Origin of the sequence: Sphingomonas sp. (genome assembly GCF_036731925.1) — a bacterium.
Lineage (GTDB): Bacteria > Pseudomonadota > Alphaproteobacteria > Sphingomonadales > Sphingomonadaceae > Sphingomonas.
This window is the reverse complement of the sequence record NZ_DAINDJ010000001.1, coordinates 1,641,254-1,655,966: the sequence shown is the minus strand read 5'-3', so window position 1 is coordinate 1,655,966 and position 14,713 is coordinate 1,641,254. Positions and strand designations below refer to the sequence as shown.

The 14,713-nt window shown below is 67.2% G+C and carries 12 protein-coding genes; 11 read left to right on the top strand and 1 reads right to left on the bottom strand.

The features are described 5' to 3' along the window. From V7E00_RS08140 to V7E00_RS08110, 7 genes are all read left to right on the top strand, one after another. Positions 1 to 693, top strand: a complete 693-nt coding sequence (locus tag V7E00_RS08140) for a biotin--[acetyl-CoA-carboxylase] ligase (protein WP_333572410.1) — start codon at positions 1 to 3, stop codon at positions 691 to 693. 18 nt (positions 694 to 711) lie between these two features. Then, positions 712 to 1,494 carry a type III pantothenate kinase gene (locus V7E00_RS08135; RefSeq protein ID WP_333572119.1) on the top strand — a complete coding sequence of 261 codons (783 nt, stop codon included), beginning with the start codon at positions 712 to 714 and terminating at the stop codon, positions 1,492 to 1,494. Further along, the gene (locus V7E00_RS08130; protein WP_333572118.1) at positions 1,495 to 3,132 is read left to right on the top strand and encodes a ribonuclease J; all 1,638 of its coding nucleotides are present in this window, start codon (positions 1,495 to 1,497) and stop codon (positions 3,130 to 3,132) included. Positions 3,133 to 3,142: 10 nt separating this feature from the next. Next, positions 3,143 to 3,403 carry a DUF1467 family protein gene (locus V7E00_RS08125; protein WP_333572117.1) on the top strand — a complete coding sequence of 87 codons (261 nt, stop codon included), beginning with the start codon at positions 3,143 to 3,145 and terminating at the stop codon, positions 3,401 to 3,403. A 56-nt stretch (positions 3,404 to 3,459) separates the two neighbouring features. Then, the gene (locus V7E00_RS08120) at positions 3,460 to 3,855 is read left to right on the top strand and encodes a hypothetical protein (protein WP_333572116.1); all 396 of its coding nucleotides are present in this window, start codon (positions 3,460 to 3,462) and stop codon (positions 3,853 to 3,855) included. A gap of 105 nt (positions 3,856 to 3,960) precedes the next feature. Continuing rightward, the gene (locus tag V7E00_RS08115) at positions 3,961 to 5,517 is read left to right on the top strand and encodes an alkaline phosphatase D family protein (protein ID WP_333572115.1); all 1,557 of its coding nucleotides are present in this window, start codon (positions 3,961 to 3,963) and stop codon (positions 5,515 to 5,517) included. A gap of 12 nt (positions 5,518 to 5,529) precedes the next feature. Beyond that, a complete protein-coding gene (locus V7E00_RS08110; RefSeq protein WP_333572114.1) occupies positions 5,530 to 7,335 on the top strand; it encodes an adenylyl cyclase in 1,806 nt (601 codons plus the stop codon). Here the strand turns inward: V7E00_RS08110 and V7E00_RS08105 are convergent. After that, entirely contained in the window at positions 7,326 to 8,555 is a 1,230-nt protein-coding gene (locus tag V7E00_RS08105) for an MFS transporter (RefSeq protein WP_333572113.1), read from the bottom strand. The two genes, V7E00_RS08110 and V7E00_RS08105, sit on opposite strands and share 10 nt — an antisense overlap. Before the next feature lie 250 nt (positions 8,556 to 8,805). Here V7E00_RS08105 and V7E00_RS08100 point away from each other — a divergent pair, with 250 nt between their 5' ends. The 4 genes from V7E00_RS08100 to V7E00_RS08085 all read left to right on the top strand — a co-directional run bounded on the left by V7E00_RS08100 (position 8,806) and on the right by V7E00_RS08085 (position 14,703). Next, positions 8,806 to 11,766: a TonB-dependent receptor gene (locus V7E00_RS08100; RefSeq protein WP_333572112.1), complete on the top strand. Its 2,961-nt coding sequence runs from the start codon at positions 8,806 to 8,808 to the stop codon at positions 11,764 to 11,766. A 92-nt stretch (positions 11,767 to 11,858) separates the two neighbouring features. Then, positions 11,859 to 12,593 carry a SapC family protein gene (locus V7E00_RS08095; protein WP_333572111.1) on the top strand — a complete coding sequence of 245 codons (735 nt, stop codon included), beginning with the start codon at positions 11,859 to 11,861 and terminating at the stop codon, positions 12,591 to 12,593. Continuing rightward, positions 12,586 to 13,617 carry a cupin-like domain-containing protein gene (locus V7E00_RS08090; protein ID WP_333572110.1) on the top strand — a complete coding sequence of 344 codons (1,032 nt, stop codon included), beginning with the start codon at positions 12,586 to 12,588 and terminating at the stop codon, positions 13,615 to 13,617. The genes V7E00_RS08095 and V7E00_RS08090 overlap by 8 nt, the downstream gene beginning before the upstream one ends. A gap of 30 nt (positions 13,618 to 13,647) precedes the next feature. Continuing rightward, positions 13,648 to 14,703: a LacI family DNA-binding transcriptional regulator gene (locus tag V7E00_RS08085; RefSeq protein WP_333572109.1), complete on the top strand. Its 1,056-nt coding sequence runs from the start codon at positions 13,648 to 13,650 to the stop codon at positions 14,701 to 14,703. Positions 14,704 to 14,713 lie beyond the last annotated feature (10 nt).

Genomic DNA, 14,713 nt, shown 5'->3' with positions numbered 1-14,713 from the left:
ATCCGGACCGTCGCCGAGACGGGATCGACCAATGCCGACATCCTTTCCCTGGCGCTTACGGGCGCCGGGGAGGGGCTGTGGCTCCGGGCCGAACGCCAGACCGCCGGCAAGGGCCGGCAGGGGCGGGCCTGGGTCTCGCCTGCGGGCAATCTCTACATTTCCACGCTGGTCCGCGTGCGGCCGACCGATCCTTCGCCGGCGACGCTGGCGTTGCTTTCGGCCGTCGCGCTGGAAGAAGCGGTGCGCGCCTTCGGCGTGCAGCCGATGCTCAAATGGCCCAACGACCTGCTGGTCGACGGCGCCAAGCTTTCCGGCATCCTGCTCGAGCGGGCAGGGGACGCGATCGCGGTCGGCATTGGCGTCAACCTGGCGGCGGCCCCCGAGGGGCTGGACCGGGCTGCGACCAGCCTTGCCGCCCAGGGCGTGACCGTAACCCCCGACATTTTTGCGGAAGTGCTCGCCGAGAGCTTCGGCCGCTGGCTGGAACGGTGGCGGGGCGAGGGCATGTGGCCGGTGCGCGAGCGCTGGCTCGCCAAGGCGCATCCGGAGGGCACGGCGCTCACCGCCCGGCTCGCCGATGGCGCAAGCTTTGACGGGCTGTTCGGGGGGCTGGATTCGAGCGGCGCGTTGATCCTGCGCTTGGCCGACGGCACCAGCCGTGCCATTCACGCGGGCGACGTGTTCCTGCTGTAACGGAAAGAGGGAAGGGCGATGCTGCTCGCGATCGACGCCGGCAATACCAATGTCGTGTTCGCGCTGGTGGACGGCGGCGAGATCCGCGCCCGCTGGCGCATCGCCACCGACCCGCGCCGCACCGCCGACGAATATGCCGTGTGGCTGAGCCAGTTGCTTGCACTGGAAGGCTTCGATCGTGGCGCCGTGACGGGGGTGATCGTCGGCACGGTGGTGCCGCGCGCGCTCCACAACCTGCAGGTGCTCGCCAGCAAGTACTTCAAGACCGAGGCGGTGATCGCCGGCAAGGGCAATGCCGAATGGGGCTTCGCGCTCGACGTCGACGAGCCGCAGAATCTCGGCGCCGACCGTGCGCTCAACGTGCTCGCCGGCCATGCGCGGCACGCCGGCGACCTGATCATCATCGATTTCGGCACGGCGACGACGTTCGACGTGGTCGACTATCGCGGCGCCTACAAGGGCGGCATCATCGCGCCGGGCATCAACCTGTCGCTCGACGCGCTGGTGACCGCCGCCGCCAAGCTGCCGCGCATCGCCATCACTGCCCCGGACAGCGCGAGCGTGATCGGTCGCAACACCGTCGATCAGATGCATATCGGCATCTATTGGGGCTATGTGGCGATGATCGAGGGGCTGGTCGCGCGGCTGAAGGCCGAAGTGGGCAGGCCGCTCAAGGTTATTGCGACGGGTGGGCTGGCGATTCTCTTCGAAAGGCATACATCGGTGTTCGATACGATCGAGCCCGATCTCACCATTCAGGGCTTGGCGATGCTGTGGGAACGCAGCCAGCAAGGAAATTAAGTGACTCCAAGAAACGAACTGCTCTTCCTCGCCCTAGGTGGCTCGGGCGAGATTGGCATGAACGTCAATCTCTATGGCTGCGACGGCAAATGGCTGATGGTCGATTGCGGCATCACCTTCGGCGACGCCAGCTATCCGGGCATCGACGTGATCCTGCCCGACCTCCAGTTCATCGAGGACCGGGTGGACGACCTGCTCGGCATCGTGCTGACGCACGGGCATGAGGACCATATCGGCGCGCTGCCCTATCTCGCCGCCGATCTCGGCGTGCCGCTCTACGCGACGCCGTTCACCGCGGGCTTGATCCACGGCAAGCTGGCCGAAGAAGGCATCGAGAACCGCGTCGAGCTCAACGTGGTCAAGGAAGAAGGGCCGTTCGACATCGGCCCGTTCACGATCACCTATACGCCACTCGCCCACTCGATCCCCGAGGGCAATGCGGTGCTGATCGAGACGCCCTATGGCAAGGTGTTCCACACCGGCGACTGGAAGCTGGACGAGGCGCCGTCGCTCGGCGGTTCGGCGACCGCCGAGGAACTGACCGCGATCGGCGACAAGGGCGTGCTCGCGCTGGTGTGCGACTCGACCAACGTGTTCAACCCCGAAGCCTCGGGCTCGGAAGCGGATGTGCGCAAGGGCCTGGATGAGGTGGTTGCCGGGGCCAAGGGCCGCGTGCTCGTCACCACCTTCGCGTCGAACGCGGCGCGGCTGCAGACGCTGGGCGAGGTCGCCCGCGACACCGGGCGCGAGCTTTGCGTCGCCGGGCGTTCGCTCGACCGGATCATCCGCGTCGCGAAGGCGACCGGCTATCTGCGCGACTTCCCCGAGCTGATCGACTTCGACAAGGCGATGACGCTGCCGGCCTCGCGCGTGCTGATCGTCGCCACCGGCGGCCAGGGCGAGCCGCGCGCCGCGCTCAATCGTATCGCCGAGGGCAGCCATGTGCTCAAGCTCCATCAGGGCGACCTGGTGGTGTTCTCCTCGCGCCAGATCCCGGGCAACGAGATCGCGATCGGCAAGATCATGAACACGCTCGCCGACAAGGGCGTCGACATCATCACCGACCGCCAGGCCTTCGTCCACGTGTCCGGCCATCCGGGTCGCCCCGAGCTGGCCGAGATGTACAAGTGGATCCGGCCGGAGATCATCGTGCCGGTGCACGGTGAGATCCGCCACATGCACGAACAGGCCCGCTTCGCGCTGTCGCAGGGCGTGCCCAAGGCAGTGAAGCAGCAGAATGGCGAGATCATCCGCCTTGCGCCCAATGGCCCGGCCAAGATCGGCCATGCGCCGGTTGGCCGGCTGGTGCTCGACGGCGACGTGATCCTGCCCGCCGACGGCGCGACGATGGGCGAGCGACGCCGCATTGCGCTCTACGGCCAGATGTCGGTCGCGGTGGCGATCGATCGCAAGGGCAAGCTGCTCGGGCAACCGCAGATCCGCATCCAGGGTGTGCCCGTGGAAGAGGATCGCGACGACCTGATCGACGCCGCTGCCGATGCCGCCGCCGAGGCGGTGAAGAAGGACTGGCGCGATCGCGAGAAGCTGCGCGAGTCGCTCCGGCTGGCAGTGCGCCGCGTTGCGGTGCGTTTCACCGGCAAGAAGCCGGTAGTGGACGTGCTGCTGATCGAAGCGTAACCTCGCACCCATGAAGTGGCAGTCGGCGCTCGCGATCTATACGCTCTTCTGGGCGATGTCGGTGTTCTTCGTGCTGCCCTTCGGGGTGCGGACCAGCGAAGAGGCGGGCGTGCCGCTTGTCCCCGGCCAGGCGCCGAGCGCGCCGCACGCCTTTAGCCCGAGGCGCATCGTCGTTCGGACGACGATCCTTTCGGCGGTGCTGTTCGGGGCGTTCTACCTCAACTATGTCTTCGGTTGGGTGACCGCAGACATGCTCGATTGGACGCGCTAACTACCAGCAAAATAAGCTTTTGTTGGTACATGTACGCCGGCGCTGCCTATAAGAGCATGATGGAAGACCTGCGTCGCTACCACGCCCAGATGCTCGCTGCGCTCGAAGAACTGGAGCAACTGACCCAGTCGCCTACCTGCGACGACAAGGCGGTGATGGCGGTACGCTATCGCCTTACCCGTGCCAGCAGCGCCCGCCGGCGCCAAGTGGTGGCGCTGTGTGACCGGCTTATCGGCGCAGGTGTGTCGGATCCCGCCGTGGCCGCGCTGCGGGACGCGACGAACATGTCCCGCGGCACCTCCAGCAGCCATATCGGCACCTGGACGTTGCGGCAGGTGGTGGCGGACTGGCCCGGCTATGTCCGCGCCTCGGCCGCCATGCGCGCGTCGCTGCGTCGCGAGGTGGCGCGCGAAGTCGCGGTGCTCGGCTCGCATTTTGCTCCCGCCATGTGAACGTTCACATTTTTGTCATCATCGCTTGCCATTCGTCGCCCATAAGGTTTGCATCGCGCGCGAAGACAGCGTTGGTGCCTGCCGCGCCGAGCGAGGGAGACGAGTATGCATATTTCACGACGCGAGCTGCTGCTGGGCGGCGCAGGTGCGACGCTCCTGGCGGGTGCGCCTGCCATTGTGCGGGCGCAGCAGATCTTTCGCGCCTATCCCTTCACGCTTGGCATTGCGGCCGGGGAAGCCGCTGCCGACGGCTTCGTCCTCTGGACGCGACTGGCACCCGAGCCGCTGGAGCCGCATGGCGGCATGCCGATGGCCCCGATTGCGGTGCAGTGGGAGGTCGGCGCCGACCCCGCCTTCAAGGTCGTTGCTGCCAAGGGCGAGGCGCTGGCGCGCCCCGAGCTCGGCCATTCGGTGCATGTCGAGGTGGCGGGGCTGCAGCCGGATCGGCCGTACTGGTACCGCTTCACCTGCGGCCGAGAGCGCTCGATGCGCGGGCGGGTCAAGACGCTTCCGGCCGCCGGCGCGTCCGTAGCGAAGGCGCGCTTCCTGGTCGCCGGCTGCCAGAATTACGAGCAGGGCCTCTACACCGCCTATGCGCATGCGGCGCTTGAGGAGGCCGACTTCCTCTTCCACTATGGCGACTATATCTACGAAGGCCGCGCGAGCCCGGTGGCGTTCGACTATGGCGGCAACCCGAGGGAGTTCATCCGCGCGCATGTCGGCGAGGAGCCGTTCAGCCTCGACGACTATCGCCGCCGCTACGCCCAGTACAAGACGGACGCGAACCTCCAGGCCGCGCATGCCGCGACCGGCTGGTACGCGACCTTTGACGATCACGAGATCCAGAACAACTGGGTAAGCGACCGCGACCAGAACGGCACCCCGCCCGAGGCGTTCCTGCTCCGCCGGGCCGCTGCCTTGCAGGCGTGGTATGAGCATATGCCGGTGCGCAGCAGCGCAATTCCGCATGGCGACAGCATCCAGGCCTATCGCCGCGCCCGCGTTGGCGACCTGCTTGACCTGCATCTGCTCGACACCCGCCAATACCGCACCGACCAGCCCTGTGAGGATGGTTTCAAGCCGAAGTGCGCGGGCTGGGGCGCCGCCGATGCGCAGGTGCTGGGCAGCACGCAGGAGGCGTGGCTGGGCCGAAATCTTGCCGAGGGCAAGGCGCGGTGGAACGCGATCGCCCAGCAGGTGATGATGATGCCGCTTGATCGCCGCATGGGCGATGAACCCGCGCCGATCCGCAACATGGACAGCTGGGGCGGCTATGACCTGCCCCGCGAGCGGCTGTTCTCCAGGTTCGCCGGCCACGGCAACGTCGTGGTGCTGACCGGCGACGAGCACCAGAATTATGCCGGCGAACTGCGCACCCGCGCCGGCGAGGGCGAGGCGGTGGCGGTGGAGTTCGTCTCCACCTCGATCAGCTCGGGTGGCGACGGGGCGGACGTCCGCGCCGGAAGCGACAAGATCCTCGGCCGAAATCCTTACCTGAAGTACATGAACGACCGGCGCGGCTATTTGCTGTGCGACGTTACGCGTGACCAGTGGCAGGCCCAGTTCCGCACCATCGATACCGTCACCAATCCCGGCGCGCCGGTGAAGACGGCGCGAACCGCGATCGTGTCTCACGGCCGCCCGCAGCTCGACTTCGCCTGACGGGGACACGGGTTGCACGAGGAACAGGCGGGCTGCCCGCCCGATGCGGGCCGGCGCACGGTGATCCGCCGCGCCGGCGACGCCGGGCTGGCGGCGGTGGCAGTGGCAACGGCGGGGGCGCCGCTACCGGCAAGCGCGGGGGCAAGGATGAAAGCGGAAGCGACGCCAGATTTCGGGCCGAACGTGCTGGTGATCGATCCATCGATGCCCGGCGGCACCGTCCAGGCGGCGATCAACGCGATCTTTGCCCAGCAGGAGGCGGCGCATTTCACCGACCGCCGCTTTGCCATCCTGTTTCGGCCCGGCCGATACACGGTGGACGTGCGGGTCGGGTTCTTCACGCAGGTCCTCGGGCTCGGGATGGTGCCGGGTGCGGTGACGATCGACGGCCATGTCCGCGTTGATGCGGGCTGGTTGAAGGGGAATGCGCTCGCCAATTTCTGGCGCGGGGCCGAGAACCTGACCCTGCGCCCGCTCGAAGGCTGGAACCGCTGGGCCGTTTCGCAGGCCGCGCCGTACCGCCGCATCCACCTCCTGGGCGATCTGGTGCTCGATGACGGCGGGTCGTCGAGCGGCGGTTTCCTCGCCGATTGCCGGATCGAAGGTACGATCCGCGCCGGCAGCCAGCAGCAATGGTATAGCCGCAGCAGCCGTATCGGCGGGTGGCAAGGCGTGAACTGGAACATGATGTTCCAGGGCGTCCAGGGCGCACCCGCGACGACCTTCCCCGATTCCGCGGTGACGACGCTGCTGCGGGTGCCGCTGCTTCGCGAGAAGCCGTTCCTGCAGATCGACGAGGCCGGCCGCTGGTCGGTCTTCGTGCCGGCGCTCCGCCGCGACTCGGTCGGGCATAGCTGGGCGCAAGGCTCCACGGCGGGCAGCGCCCTGCCGATCGCGCACTTTTTCCTGGCCCGGCCGGAAATGGACGCAGCGACGCTCAACGCCGCGCTGGCGCGTGGTCAGCATTTGCTGTTCACTCCCGGAGTCTACCGGCTCGATGCGCCGATCCGCGTGACCGCGGCCAATCGCGTGCTGCTCGGCATCGGGCTTGCCACGCTGCAGGCGATGAACGGGACGGCGGTGCTGGAAATCGACGATGTGCCGGGGGTGACCGTGGCCGGGCTGATGATCGACGCCGGGCCTGTGCGATCGCCGGTGCTCGTCCAGGTCGGCCCACCGGGCTGCGATGGCGACCATCGTCATAACCCGGTGCTGCTCGCCGATCTGTTCTTCCGCGTCGGCGGCGTGGAGGTCGGCAAGGTCGAGACGTGCCTTGAGATCAACAGCCATCATGTCCTTGCCGACCATCTATGGATCTGGCGGGCGGATCACGGCGATGTGGACGGGTCCCGCGTGCATGTCGGCTGGGACGAGAGCATGGGCAATCAGGGGCTGGTGGTGAACGGCGACGACGTGACCGTCCATGCGCTGTTCGTCGAGCATTTCCAGCGTTACCAGACCTGGTGGCGGGGCAATCGCGGCCGCACCTATTTCTACCAGAATGAGCTGCCCTATGATCCGCCGACGCAGGCGGCCTGGATGGCCGGCAGTACGCGGGGCTGGGCGGCCTACAAGGTCGACGATACCGTGCGCGAGCATGAGGCGGTGGCGCTGGGCGTGTATGTGTATTTCCGCACCAACCCGCAGGTGGTGCTGGAAAGCGCGATCGAGGCGCCGCGGCGCACGGGGGTTCGCTTCCGCCATGTCACGAGCATGTCGCTTGGCGGCGGCGTGGGCACGATCGCGCATCTCGTCAACGACCAGGGCGCGGCAGCGCAACCCGGCGCGACAATGCAGCGGCTGCTCGCCTATCCCTGACCGGCGGGAGCGGGTTCACGGACCAGGAGCATCACCAGCCCCCCGCCAAGCGTGAGCGCCGACAGCAGGAACAGCAGCGGCGCGAAGCTGCCGGGCGTCGCCGCCAGCCAGGCAATCGCTGTGCCGATCAGCGCCGGCAGCGTGTTGGTAAGGTTGAGGATGCCGAGGTCGCGGCCGCGATGGCGTTCGCTCGGCAGTTCCTGCATCCAGAAGGCGCCGTGCAACGCCATGAAGAGCTGCGCGCCGACACCGTACACCAGGAAGCCCGCCACCGCGACGGGCCGCGATGCGGCGAGCGCCATCACTGCCAGTCCGCCGGCGGTGACCGCTGCCGCGGCGAGCAGGAAGGGCTTGCGGCGCCCGATCCGGTCCGAGAGGCGGCCGAGCAGCAGCGTGCAGGGCAGGGGCAGCAGATACGCAAGCACCAGCGTCCGGCCGACGAAATCGGCATCGCCCAGCGCGCTCTGGTGCGGCGGCAGGTCGGCGAAATAATAATAGAGGCACAGCGTCAGGCCGTTGCCCGCCGATTGGAGCAGCAGGCGTGCGATCCAGGCCGCGGCAAGATTGCGGCGGGCCTGGGTGCGCGGGCGTGCGGCGCCTTGCGGGGGCAACCGGCGCGCGGCGGAGAAGGCGAGCGGCACCACCAGCAGCGCTATCGCGAGGGACAGCAATCCCAGGCGGCCGGTCTCGGCCAGCCCGGGCAGTTTCACCAGCGCCCATGCCGTCGCGGCGCCGATCGGATTGGCCAGCGCGAGCAGGCCGCCGGTGAACCCCTTCTGGCTGTCGGGGATCTCGTCGGCCATCAGCGCCATCAGGGGCGCCAGTACGGCGTTGGCGGCGCATTGCACCGCAACCACCGCAAGCAGCACGCTTGCCGGGGAATGCGCGCGGGCGAACAGTGCGTAGGCAACGCTGAGGCTGATCACCCCCACGATGAGCCAGCGGCGACGGCCCTTGCCCCGCGCCGCCGATCGGTCGCTCAGCCACCCGAAGCCCAGGTTGGCGGCGATGGCCGCGAGCGTACCTATCATGGCGACAAGCGTGAAGAGGTTCAGGCGGTCGGGTCCTGCCAACGCTTCCACCTTCATCGGCAGGAAGACGGTGAACAGCGGCAGATACCCGATCGTGCCGCCGGCATTGGCGAGCGCGAAAAGAAGCAGAAAGCGCCAATGTCGTGCGGTCCCGTCGAGGACGGCGGCAGAGGCGGTGGGCGCTGTCATGCGAAGGATCGATTAGAGCGTGCGACCTGTCGTGCCAACGTTGTTTCATCCGATGAGCCGGCTTTTCCGGGGTCCGCACTGGCCGCTGCCAAGATGACAGTTCTGAGAACGATTCCGCTGCACAATACTACGAAAATGTGACTTATTGACCCCAAGCAGAACGCCGCTAAGTGAACGTTCACATCATGGAGGGGCCATGATCATGGAATGGCGGGGAGCCAATATGACACGTGAACATGCAAGGACTTCGATGCTTTTGCGCGCGGGCATTTCGTCGCTGGCGCTGCTGGCGATGCCGGGAATCGCCGCAGCGCAGACCAGCGCCGAGTCTGCCGCCGCCGCAACCGACGGCGACGTCGTCGTCACCGGCATCCGCGCCAGCCTGCGCGAATCGCTTGCGCTCAAGCGCGATGCGCAGGGCGTGGTCGACGGCATCACGGCCGAGGACATGGGCAAGTTCCCCGACACCAATCTGGCCGAATCGCTCCAGCGCATCACGGGCGTGTCGATCGATCGATCGATCGGCGAAGGCTCGACCGTCACCGTGCGCGGCTTCGGTCCCAACTACAACCTGGTGACGCTGAACGGCCGGCAGATGCCGACCTCGACGCTGGACGGCGGCGCCACCGCACCAACCTCGCGCCTGTTCGACTTCGCCAACCTCTCGTCCGACGGCATCGCCGCGGTGGAGGTCTACAAGACGGGCCGCGCCGACATCGAATCGGGCGGCATCGGCTCGACGATCAACATCCGCACGCCGCGCCCGCTCGACAAGCCGGGCCTGCACGGCAGCGTTGCCGTCTCCGGCATGTACGATTCGTCGAGCAATGCGCGGAAGACGGCGATCACGCCCGAACTGTCCGGCATCATCAGCGACAGCTTCGCCGATGATCGGATCGGCATCCTGATCGCCGGCACCTACCAGAAGCGCAAGGCCGGCAACAACGAGGCCTATGTCGGCTGGAAGAACGGCCGCACCGGATCGGACAAGGCAGGCGAGCTCGCCCAGCCCGGCGACCCGCGCGCCGCGAACATCACCAATCGCCCGACCGGCGACCAGATCTACACCGTGCCGCAGAATGCCGGCATCGGCATCAACGACATCCAGCGCGAACGGATCAACGGCCAGGCGGTGCTGCAGTTCAAGCCGTCCGACACGCTGACCGCCGCGATCGACTATACCTATTCGCGCAACCGGGTGACGGTGCGCAGCAACAGCATCGGCGTCTATTTCAACAACAACGATACCGTCAGCAGCTGGACCGGGGGCGAGGTTGCCAGCCCGCTTTTCTACACCGAGCGCTTCAAGGCGAGCGAGGGCAAGGACGTATCCTATGTCAGCAATCTGAGCGCCAATCAGAGCGAGAACCACTCGGTCGGCGGCAACGTGCAGTGGAAGCCAGAGGGGGCCTTCTCGTTCGAGCTCGACGCGCACCATTCGACTGCCAAGTCCGGCCCGACCAACAAATACGGCACCAGCACCTCGGTCAGCACCGCGATCTTCGGCGCAGCGAGCCAGACGATCGATTTCAGCCACTATATGCCGGTGCTGTCGATCACCATGCAGCCGGGGGGCGACCTGCTCGACGCGTCGCGCATCCAGGCGACCGGCAACTCGTTCCGCAACGGCCTGTTCCGCGACCAGATCAACCAGGCCCAGTTCAAGGGCCGGTACGAGCATGGCGGCCTGCTCGACAGCGTCGACTTCGGCGTCTCCTATGTCGATAACAAGGTCCACTCGGCCTATGGCTTCCTCCAGAACAACACCTGGGGCGGCGCCGGACCTGCTTCGGACCTGCCCGACAGCCTGTTCTCGCTGGCCACCATTCCGGACAAATATCCGGGCCTGAAGACCGACGGAAACCTGCTGATCCAGAAGATTTTCACCAAGAATTTCGAGAGCTTGGTGGGTAATCTGGAGAGCCTGTACAAGATGTGCTCCAAGCCCCAGAGCGGCACGCCGCTGGGTGCCGACACCTGCCTGGCGCAATACACCGTCGACCGGCGCATCCAGGAAAGGACGCTGGCGCCCTTCCTGCAGGCGAATCTCAAGTTCGATGCGTTCGGCCGTCCCGCGCATCTCTATGCGGGGCTCCGCTACGAAAGGACGCGGATCAGCTCGTCGGCGCTGGTGCCGGTCGCCACGGGCACGAAGTGGGTTGCAGCCAACGAGCTCAACGTCGTCTATTCGGGCAAGAGCGACTACACGACGCTCAAGGGCTCGTATCAGAACTGGCTGCCCTCGTTCGACTTCGACATTTCGCCGCTCAAGAACGTCAAGCTGCGGGCGTCCTACGGCCACACCATCGCCCGCGCGGATTACGGCAGCCTGCAGGGCGGCCAGACGATCGACTCGCTGTTCCGCGTCGACGGCGGCTCGGGCAGCCAGGGCAATCCGGGCCTGCTGCCCTACAAGTCCAAGAACCTCGATTTCTCGGCCGAATGGTATTACCAGCCGGAAAGCTACATCTCGGTCGGCTATTTCCACAAATCGGTCGTGAACTTCATCGGCACCGGCCAGGTGAAGAAGCCGGTGTTCGGGCTCACCAACCCCGCCGACGGGCCCCGCTACAAGGCTGCAATCGCGGCGCTCGGCACGGCCGCGACCTCCAACGACATCCGCCAGTACATCTTCGCCAATTATCCGGGCTCGGTGAAGATCACCGGCGGTACCCCCGGTGCCTATACGGGCGACATCCTTGGCCTGCCCGAGGACAATCCGGTGCTGTTCACCGTCAACACGCCGGTCAACAACGGCCAGACCGCCAATGTCCATGGCTGGGAATTCGCGATCCAGCACGGCTTCTGGGACACCGGGCTGGGGATGATCCTCAACTACACGATCGTCGACGGCGACGTGCACTACAGGAACAACGTCCCCGCCACCGTGAACCAGTTCGCGCTGGTGGGCCTGAGCGATACGGCCAACATCATCGGCTATTACGACAAGAACGGCATCCAGGCGCGCGTCGCGTATAACTGGCGCGCCGAGTTCCTGGCCGGCGCGGGTTCCAACCCGAGCTATACCGAAGCCTATGGCCAGATCGATGCCAGCGCGAGCTGGGAAGTGCGTCCGCGCACGAGCCTGTTCTTCGAAGGCATCAACCTGACCGGCGAGGGCCGCCGGACCCATCAGCGGACCGATCGCTATGTCGGCGTCACCGCTCCGGGCTACGCCCGCTATACGGTGGGCCTGCGCTACCGCTTCTGACGACCGAGGGCCTTGCGGTTCACGGGCGGCAAGGCCCTTCCGTCCCGCCGCGCGGCGTGCCAACGCCGCGGGCGGGGATTGGGGACACATCAATGACCGATCATCAGCGCGTGACCATCGAAGACCATCGATCGGTCCGTATCGACCCGCGGCGGGGCGCGGCGCACGGCGACGCCGTCCAGCTCTGCCTCGTGGTGCCCGGCGAGTTCCGCCAGGTGCAGAACGCCTATCCGATCCTGTTCCAGCGCACCGCCGCGCGCGATGGCTTCCAGGCGGTCGCGCTGTTCGGCTTCGCACCGGGCGAGAACCTGTATCTGGACGGCGATCGTTGGAACGCATCTTGCCTGCCGCTGGCGATGGCGACCCGGCCCTTCCTGATTGGTCCGCCGCCGGCGGGCGGAGACGTACCGCAGCTCTATCTCGACGCTGCCAGCCCCCGCGTGCTGGCACCGGGTGACCCGCAGTACGAGGAGGCCTTGCCGCTGTTCGACGGAGAGGGCGGCCCAAGTGCCTCTCTCGCTGCCGTGCTGGAGGGGCTGGAGCGCCTCGACCGCGGCTACCGCGCCGCGCCTGACTTTTTCGATGCACTGGAGCGGCACGAGCTGCTGGAGCCGGTGTCGATCCGCTTCGACGATGCCGAGGGCAATGCCCGGCAGATCGTCGACTTTCACGGCATCCATGAGGAACGATTTCTGGCGCTCGACGGCGAGGCGCTAGGCGCACTCCACCGGGACGGGCATTTGCTGCCGATCACCATGGCGCTGGCGTCGCTCGCCAACATCGCGCCGCTGATCGCGCGCCTGCAGCGTCGGGATACCAATGGCTGATCCCGCCGATCTGTTCGATGGGCTGCGGCCAATCGCGGAAATCGCGGCAGCCGACCGGGAGGCGCTGGACGCGGCGCTTGCCGGATCGGCAGAGCCTTTCGTGGTGCGCGGGCTGGTCGCCGACTGGCCGCTGGTCGCCGCCGGGCACCGGGGCGCAGCGCAGGCGCGCGCCTATCTGGCACGGTTCGCACGCGATACCGATCTCACCTATGCCGAAGGCGAGGCCGGTGCCGGCAACCGCATCTTCTACGATGCCGCGATGGGGATGAACCACCGCACGCGCCGCGCGCGGATCGACACGATCTTCGCGGCGATGGAAGCAGGCGAGGGGCAGGCGGATGCGCCGCTGCGCTACATCGCCTCCACCGATGTGCCGCGCTTCTTCCCCGGCCTGGCCGAGGCGAACCCGATGCCGCTTGGCCCTCGCGATGGGCTGGCCGCCACCATCTGGATCGGCACCTCCACCCGCGTAGCGGCGCACTGCGACGAGCCCGACAACCTTGTCTGTACTGCGATCGGCCATCGCCGCTTCACGCTGTTCCCGCCGGACCAGTTCGCGAACCTGTATCCCGGCCCGCTGGACAACACGCCCGGCGGCCGCGCGATCAGCATGATCGACTTCCATGCGCCGGATTTCGCACGCTTCCCCCGCTTCCGCGAAGCGCTGCGCCATGCCCGTACGGTGGTGCTGGCACCCGGCGATGCGCTGCGCATTCCGAGCCTGTGGTGGCACCATGTCGAGGCGCTGGATGATTTGAACGTGATGATCAACTATTGGTGGCGCACGCGGCCGGCATGGCTGGCCGAACCGCACGACGCACTGCTGATGGCGCTGTTCGCCCTTCGTGACCTGCCGGCCGAGGCGCGGGCGCACTGGCGCAGCGTGTTCGAACATTATGTCTTCGCGCCGGGCGAGGCCGTTACGGCGCATCTGCCGGAAGGTGGGCGGGGCATTCTCGACCCGTTGACGCCGGAGACGGCGGGGCAGCTGCGCGCCTATCTGTTGCGGCAGCTGAGCCGCTGAGCGAAGAAGAAGCAGGGGAGAGGAACAGCCATGTCTCGTAGGCGCCAGTCCGTGACCATTCGCCATGTCGCGGCCGATGCCGGCGTCTCGCTGCAGACGGTAAGCCGGGTGATCAACAAGGAGCCCGGGGTGCGGCCGGAGATGCTGCACCGGGTGCAGGCATCGATCGCCAAGCTTGGCTATGTGCCGTCGCTGGCGGCGCAGCGGATGAGCGGATCGCGTTCCTATCTCATCCTCGCGCTCAACGATCGCGAGCGGACCATTGCCGACTGGCGCGCGCGCGAAGGGCGGGATTGGGTAGACCAAATGCTGCTGGGCGGCATGCTGGCCTGCGCCGCGCATGGCTACCGCATGATCGTCGAGCTGGTGGACACGCGGAGCGATCAGCTCGAGCGCGAGATCGGCGCGGCCATCGCCGCGCTCCAGCCGGATGGCGCGATCCTCACGCCGCCGCATTCGCAGAACCCGGTCATCCTCAAGCTGCTGGCGGAGAAGGGGATCGAGATCGCGCGCATCGGATCGGTGGCGGCGGGGCCGGGGCACATGCTGGTGCAGGACGATCGCGGCAGCGCCCGGCTGGCGACCGAGCATCTGCTGGCGCTTGGGCACCGCCGCATCGGCTTCATCGCCGGGCCTGACGAATATGAACTGAGCGCCTGGCGCGTCGAAGGCTGGCGCGCGGCGATGGCAGCGGCGGGGCTGCCGTCCGAGGGGCTGCTGGAAACGGGCGACTTTTCCTACGACGCCGGCCTCGTCGCCGCGCGCACGTTGCTGGACCGGGCCGATGTTACCGCCGTGATCGCCGCCAATGACCAGACGGCGCTGGCGACGCTGGCGGCGGTGCGGGGGCGGGGGCTGACCGTGCCGGACGACGTTTCGCTGGTCAGCTTTGACGACACGCCGATCGTGCGCTTCGCCAGCCCTGCGCTTACCGCCGTTTCGCAGCCGATCGCCGATATCACCGCCAAGGCAGTGGAGCGGATCATCGACGCCTGCGCAGGCCGCGCAGTAGATTCAAGCGAACCGCTGATGTTGCCGGCGACGCTGATCGTCCGCGAATCCACTCGCCGCCCGCCTGCGCGGTAGGAGCCCGGAC

Coding starts and splice junctions, on each gene's coding strand:
- V7E00_RS08135 (WP_333572119.1), top strand. CDS start 712: ATGCTGCTCGCGATCGACGCCGGCAATACCAATGTCGTGTTCGCGCTG.
- V7E00_RS08125 (WP_333572117.1), top strand. CDS start 3,143: ATGAAGTGGCAGTCGGCGCTCGCGATCTATACGCTCTTCTGGGCGATG.
- V7E00_RS08120 (WP_333572116.1), top strand. CDS start 3,460: ATGATGGAAGACCTGCGTCGCTACCACGCCCAGATGCTCGCTGCGCTC.
- V7E00_RS08115 (WP_333572115.1), top strand. CDS start 3,961: ATGCATATTTCACGACGCGAGCTGCTGCTGGGCGGCGCAGGTGCGACG.
- V7E00_RS08105 (WP_333572113.1), bottom strand. CDS start 8,555: ATGACAGCGCCCACCGCCTCTGCCGCCGTCCTCGACGGGACCGCACGA.
- V7E00_RS08100 (WP_333572112.1), top strand. CDS start 8,806: ATGCTTTTGCGCGCGGGCATTTCGTCGCTGGCGCTGCTGGCGATGCCG.
- V7E00_RS08095 (WP_333572111.1), top strand. CDS start 11,859: ATGACCGATCATCAGCGCGTGACCATCGAAGACCATCGATCGGTCCGT.
- V7E00_RS08090 (WP_333572110.1), top strand. CDS start 12,586: ATGGCTGATCCCGCCGATCTGTTCGATGGGCTGCGGCCAATCGCGGAA.
- V7E00_RS08085 (WP_333572109.1), top strand. CDS start 13,648: ATGTCTCGTAGGCGCCAGTCCGTGACCATTCGCCATGTCGCGGCCGAT.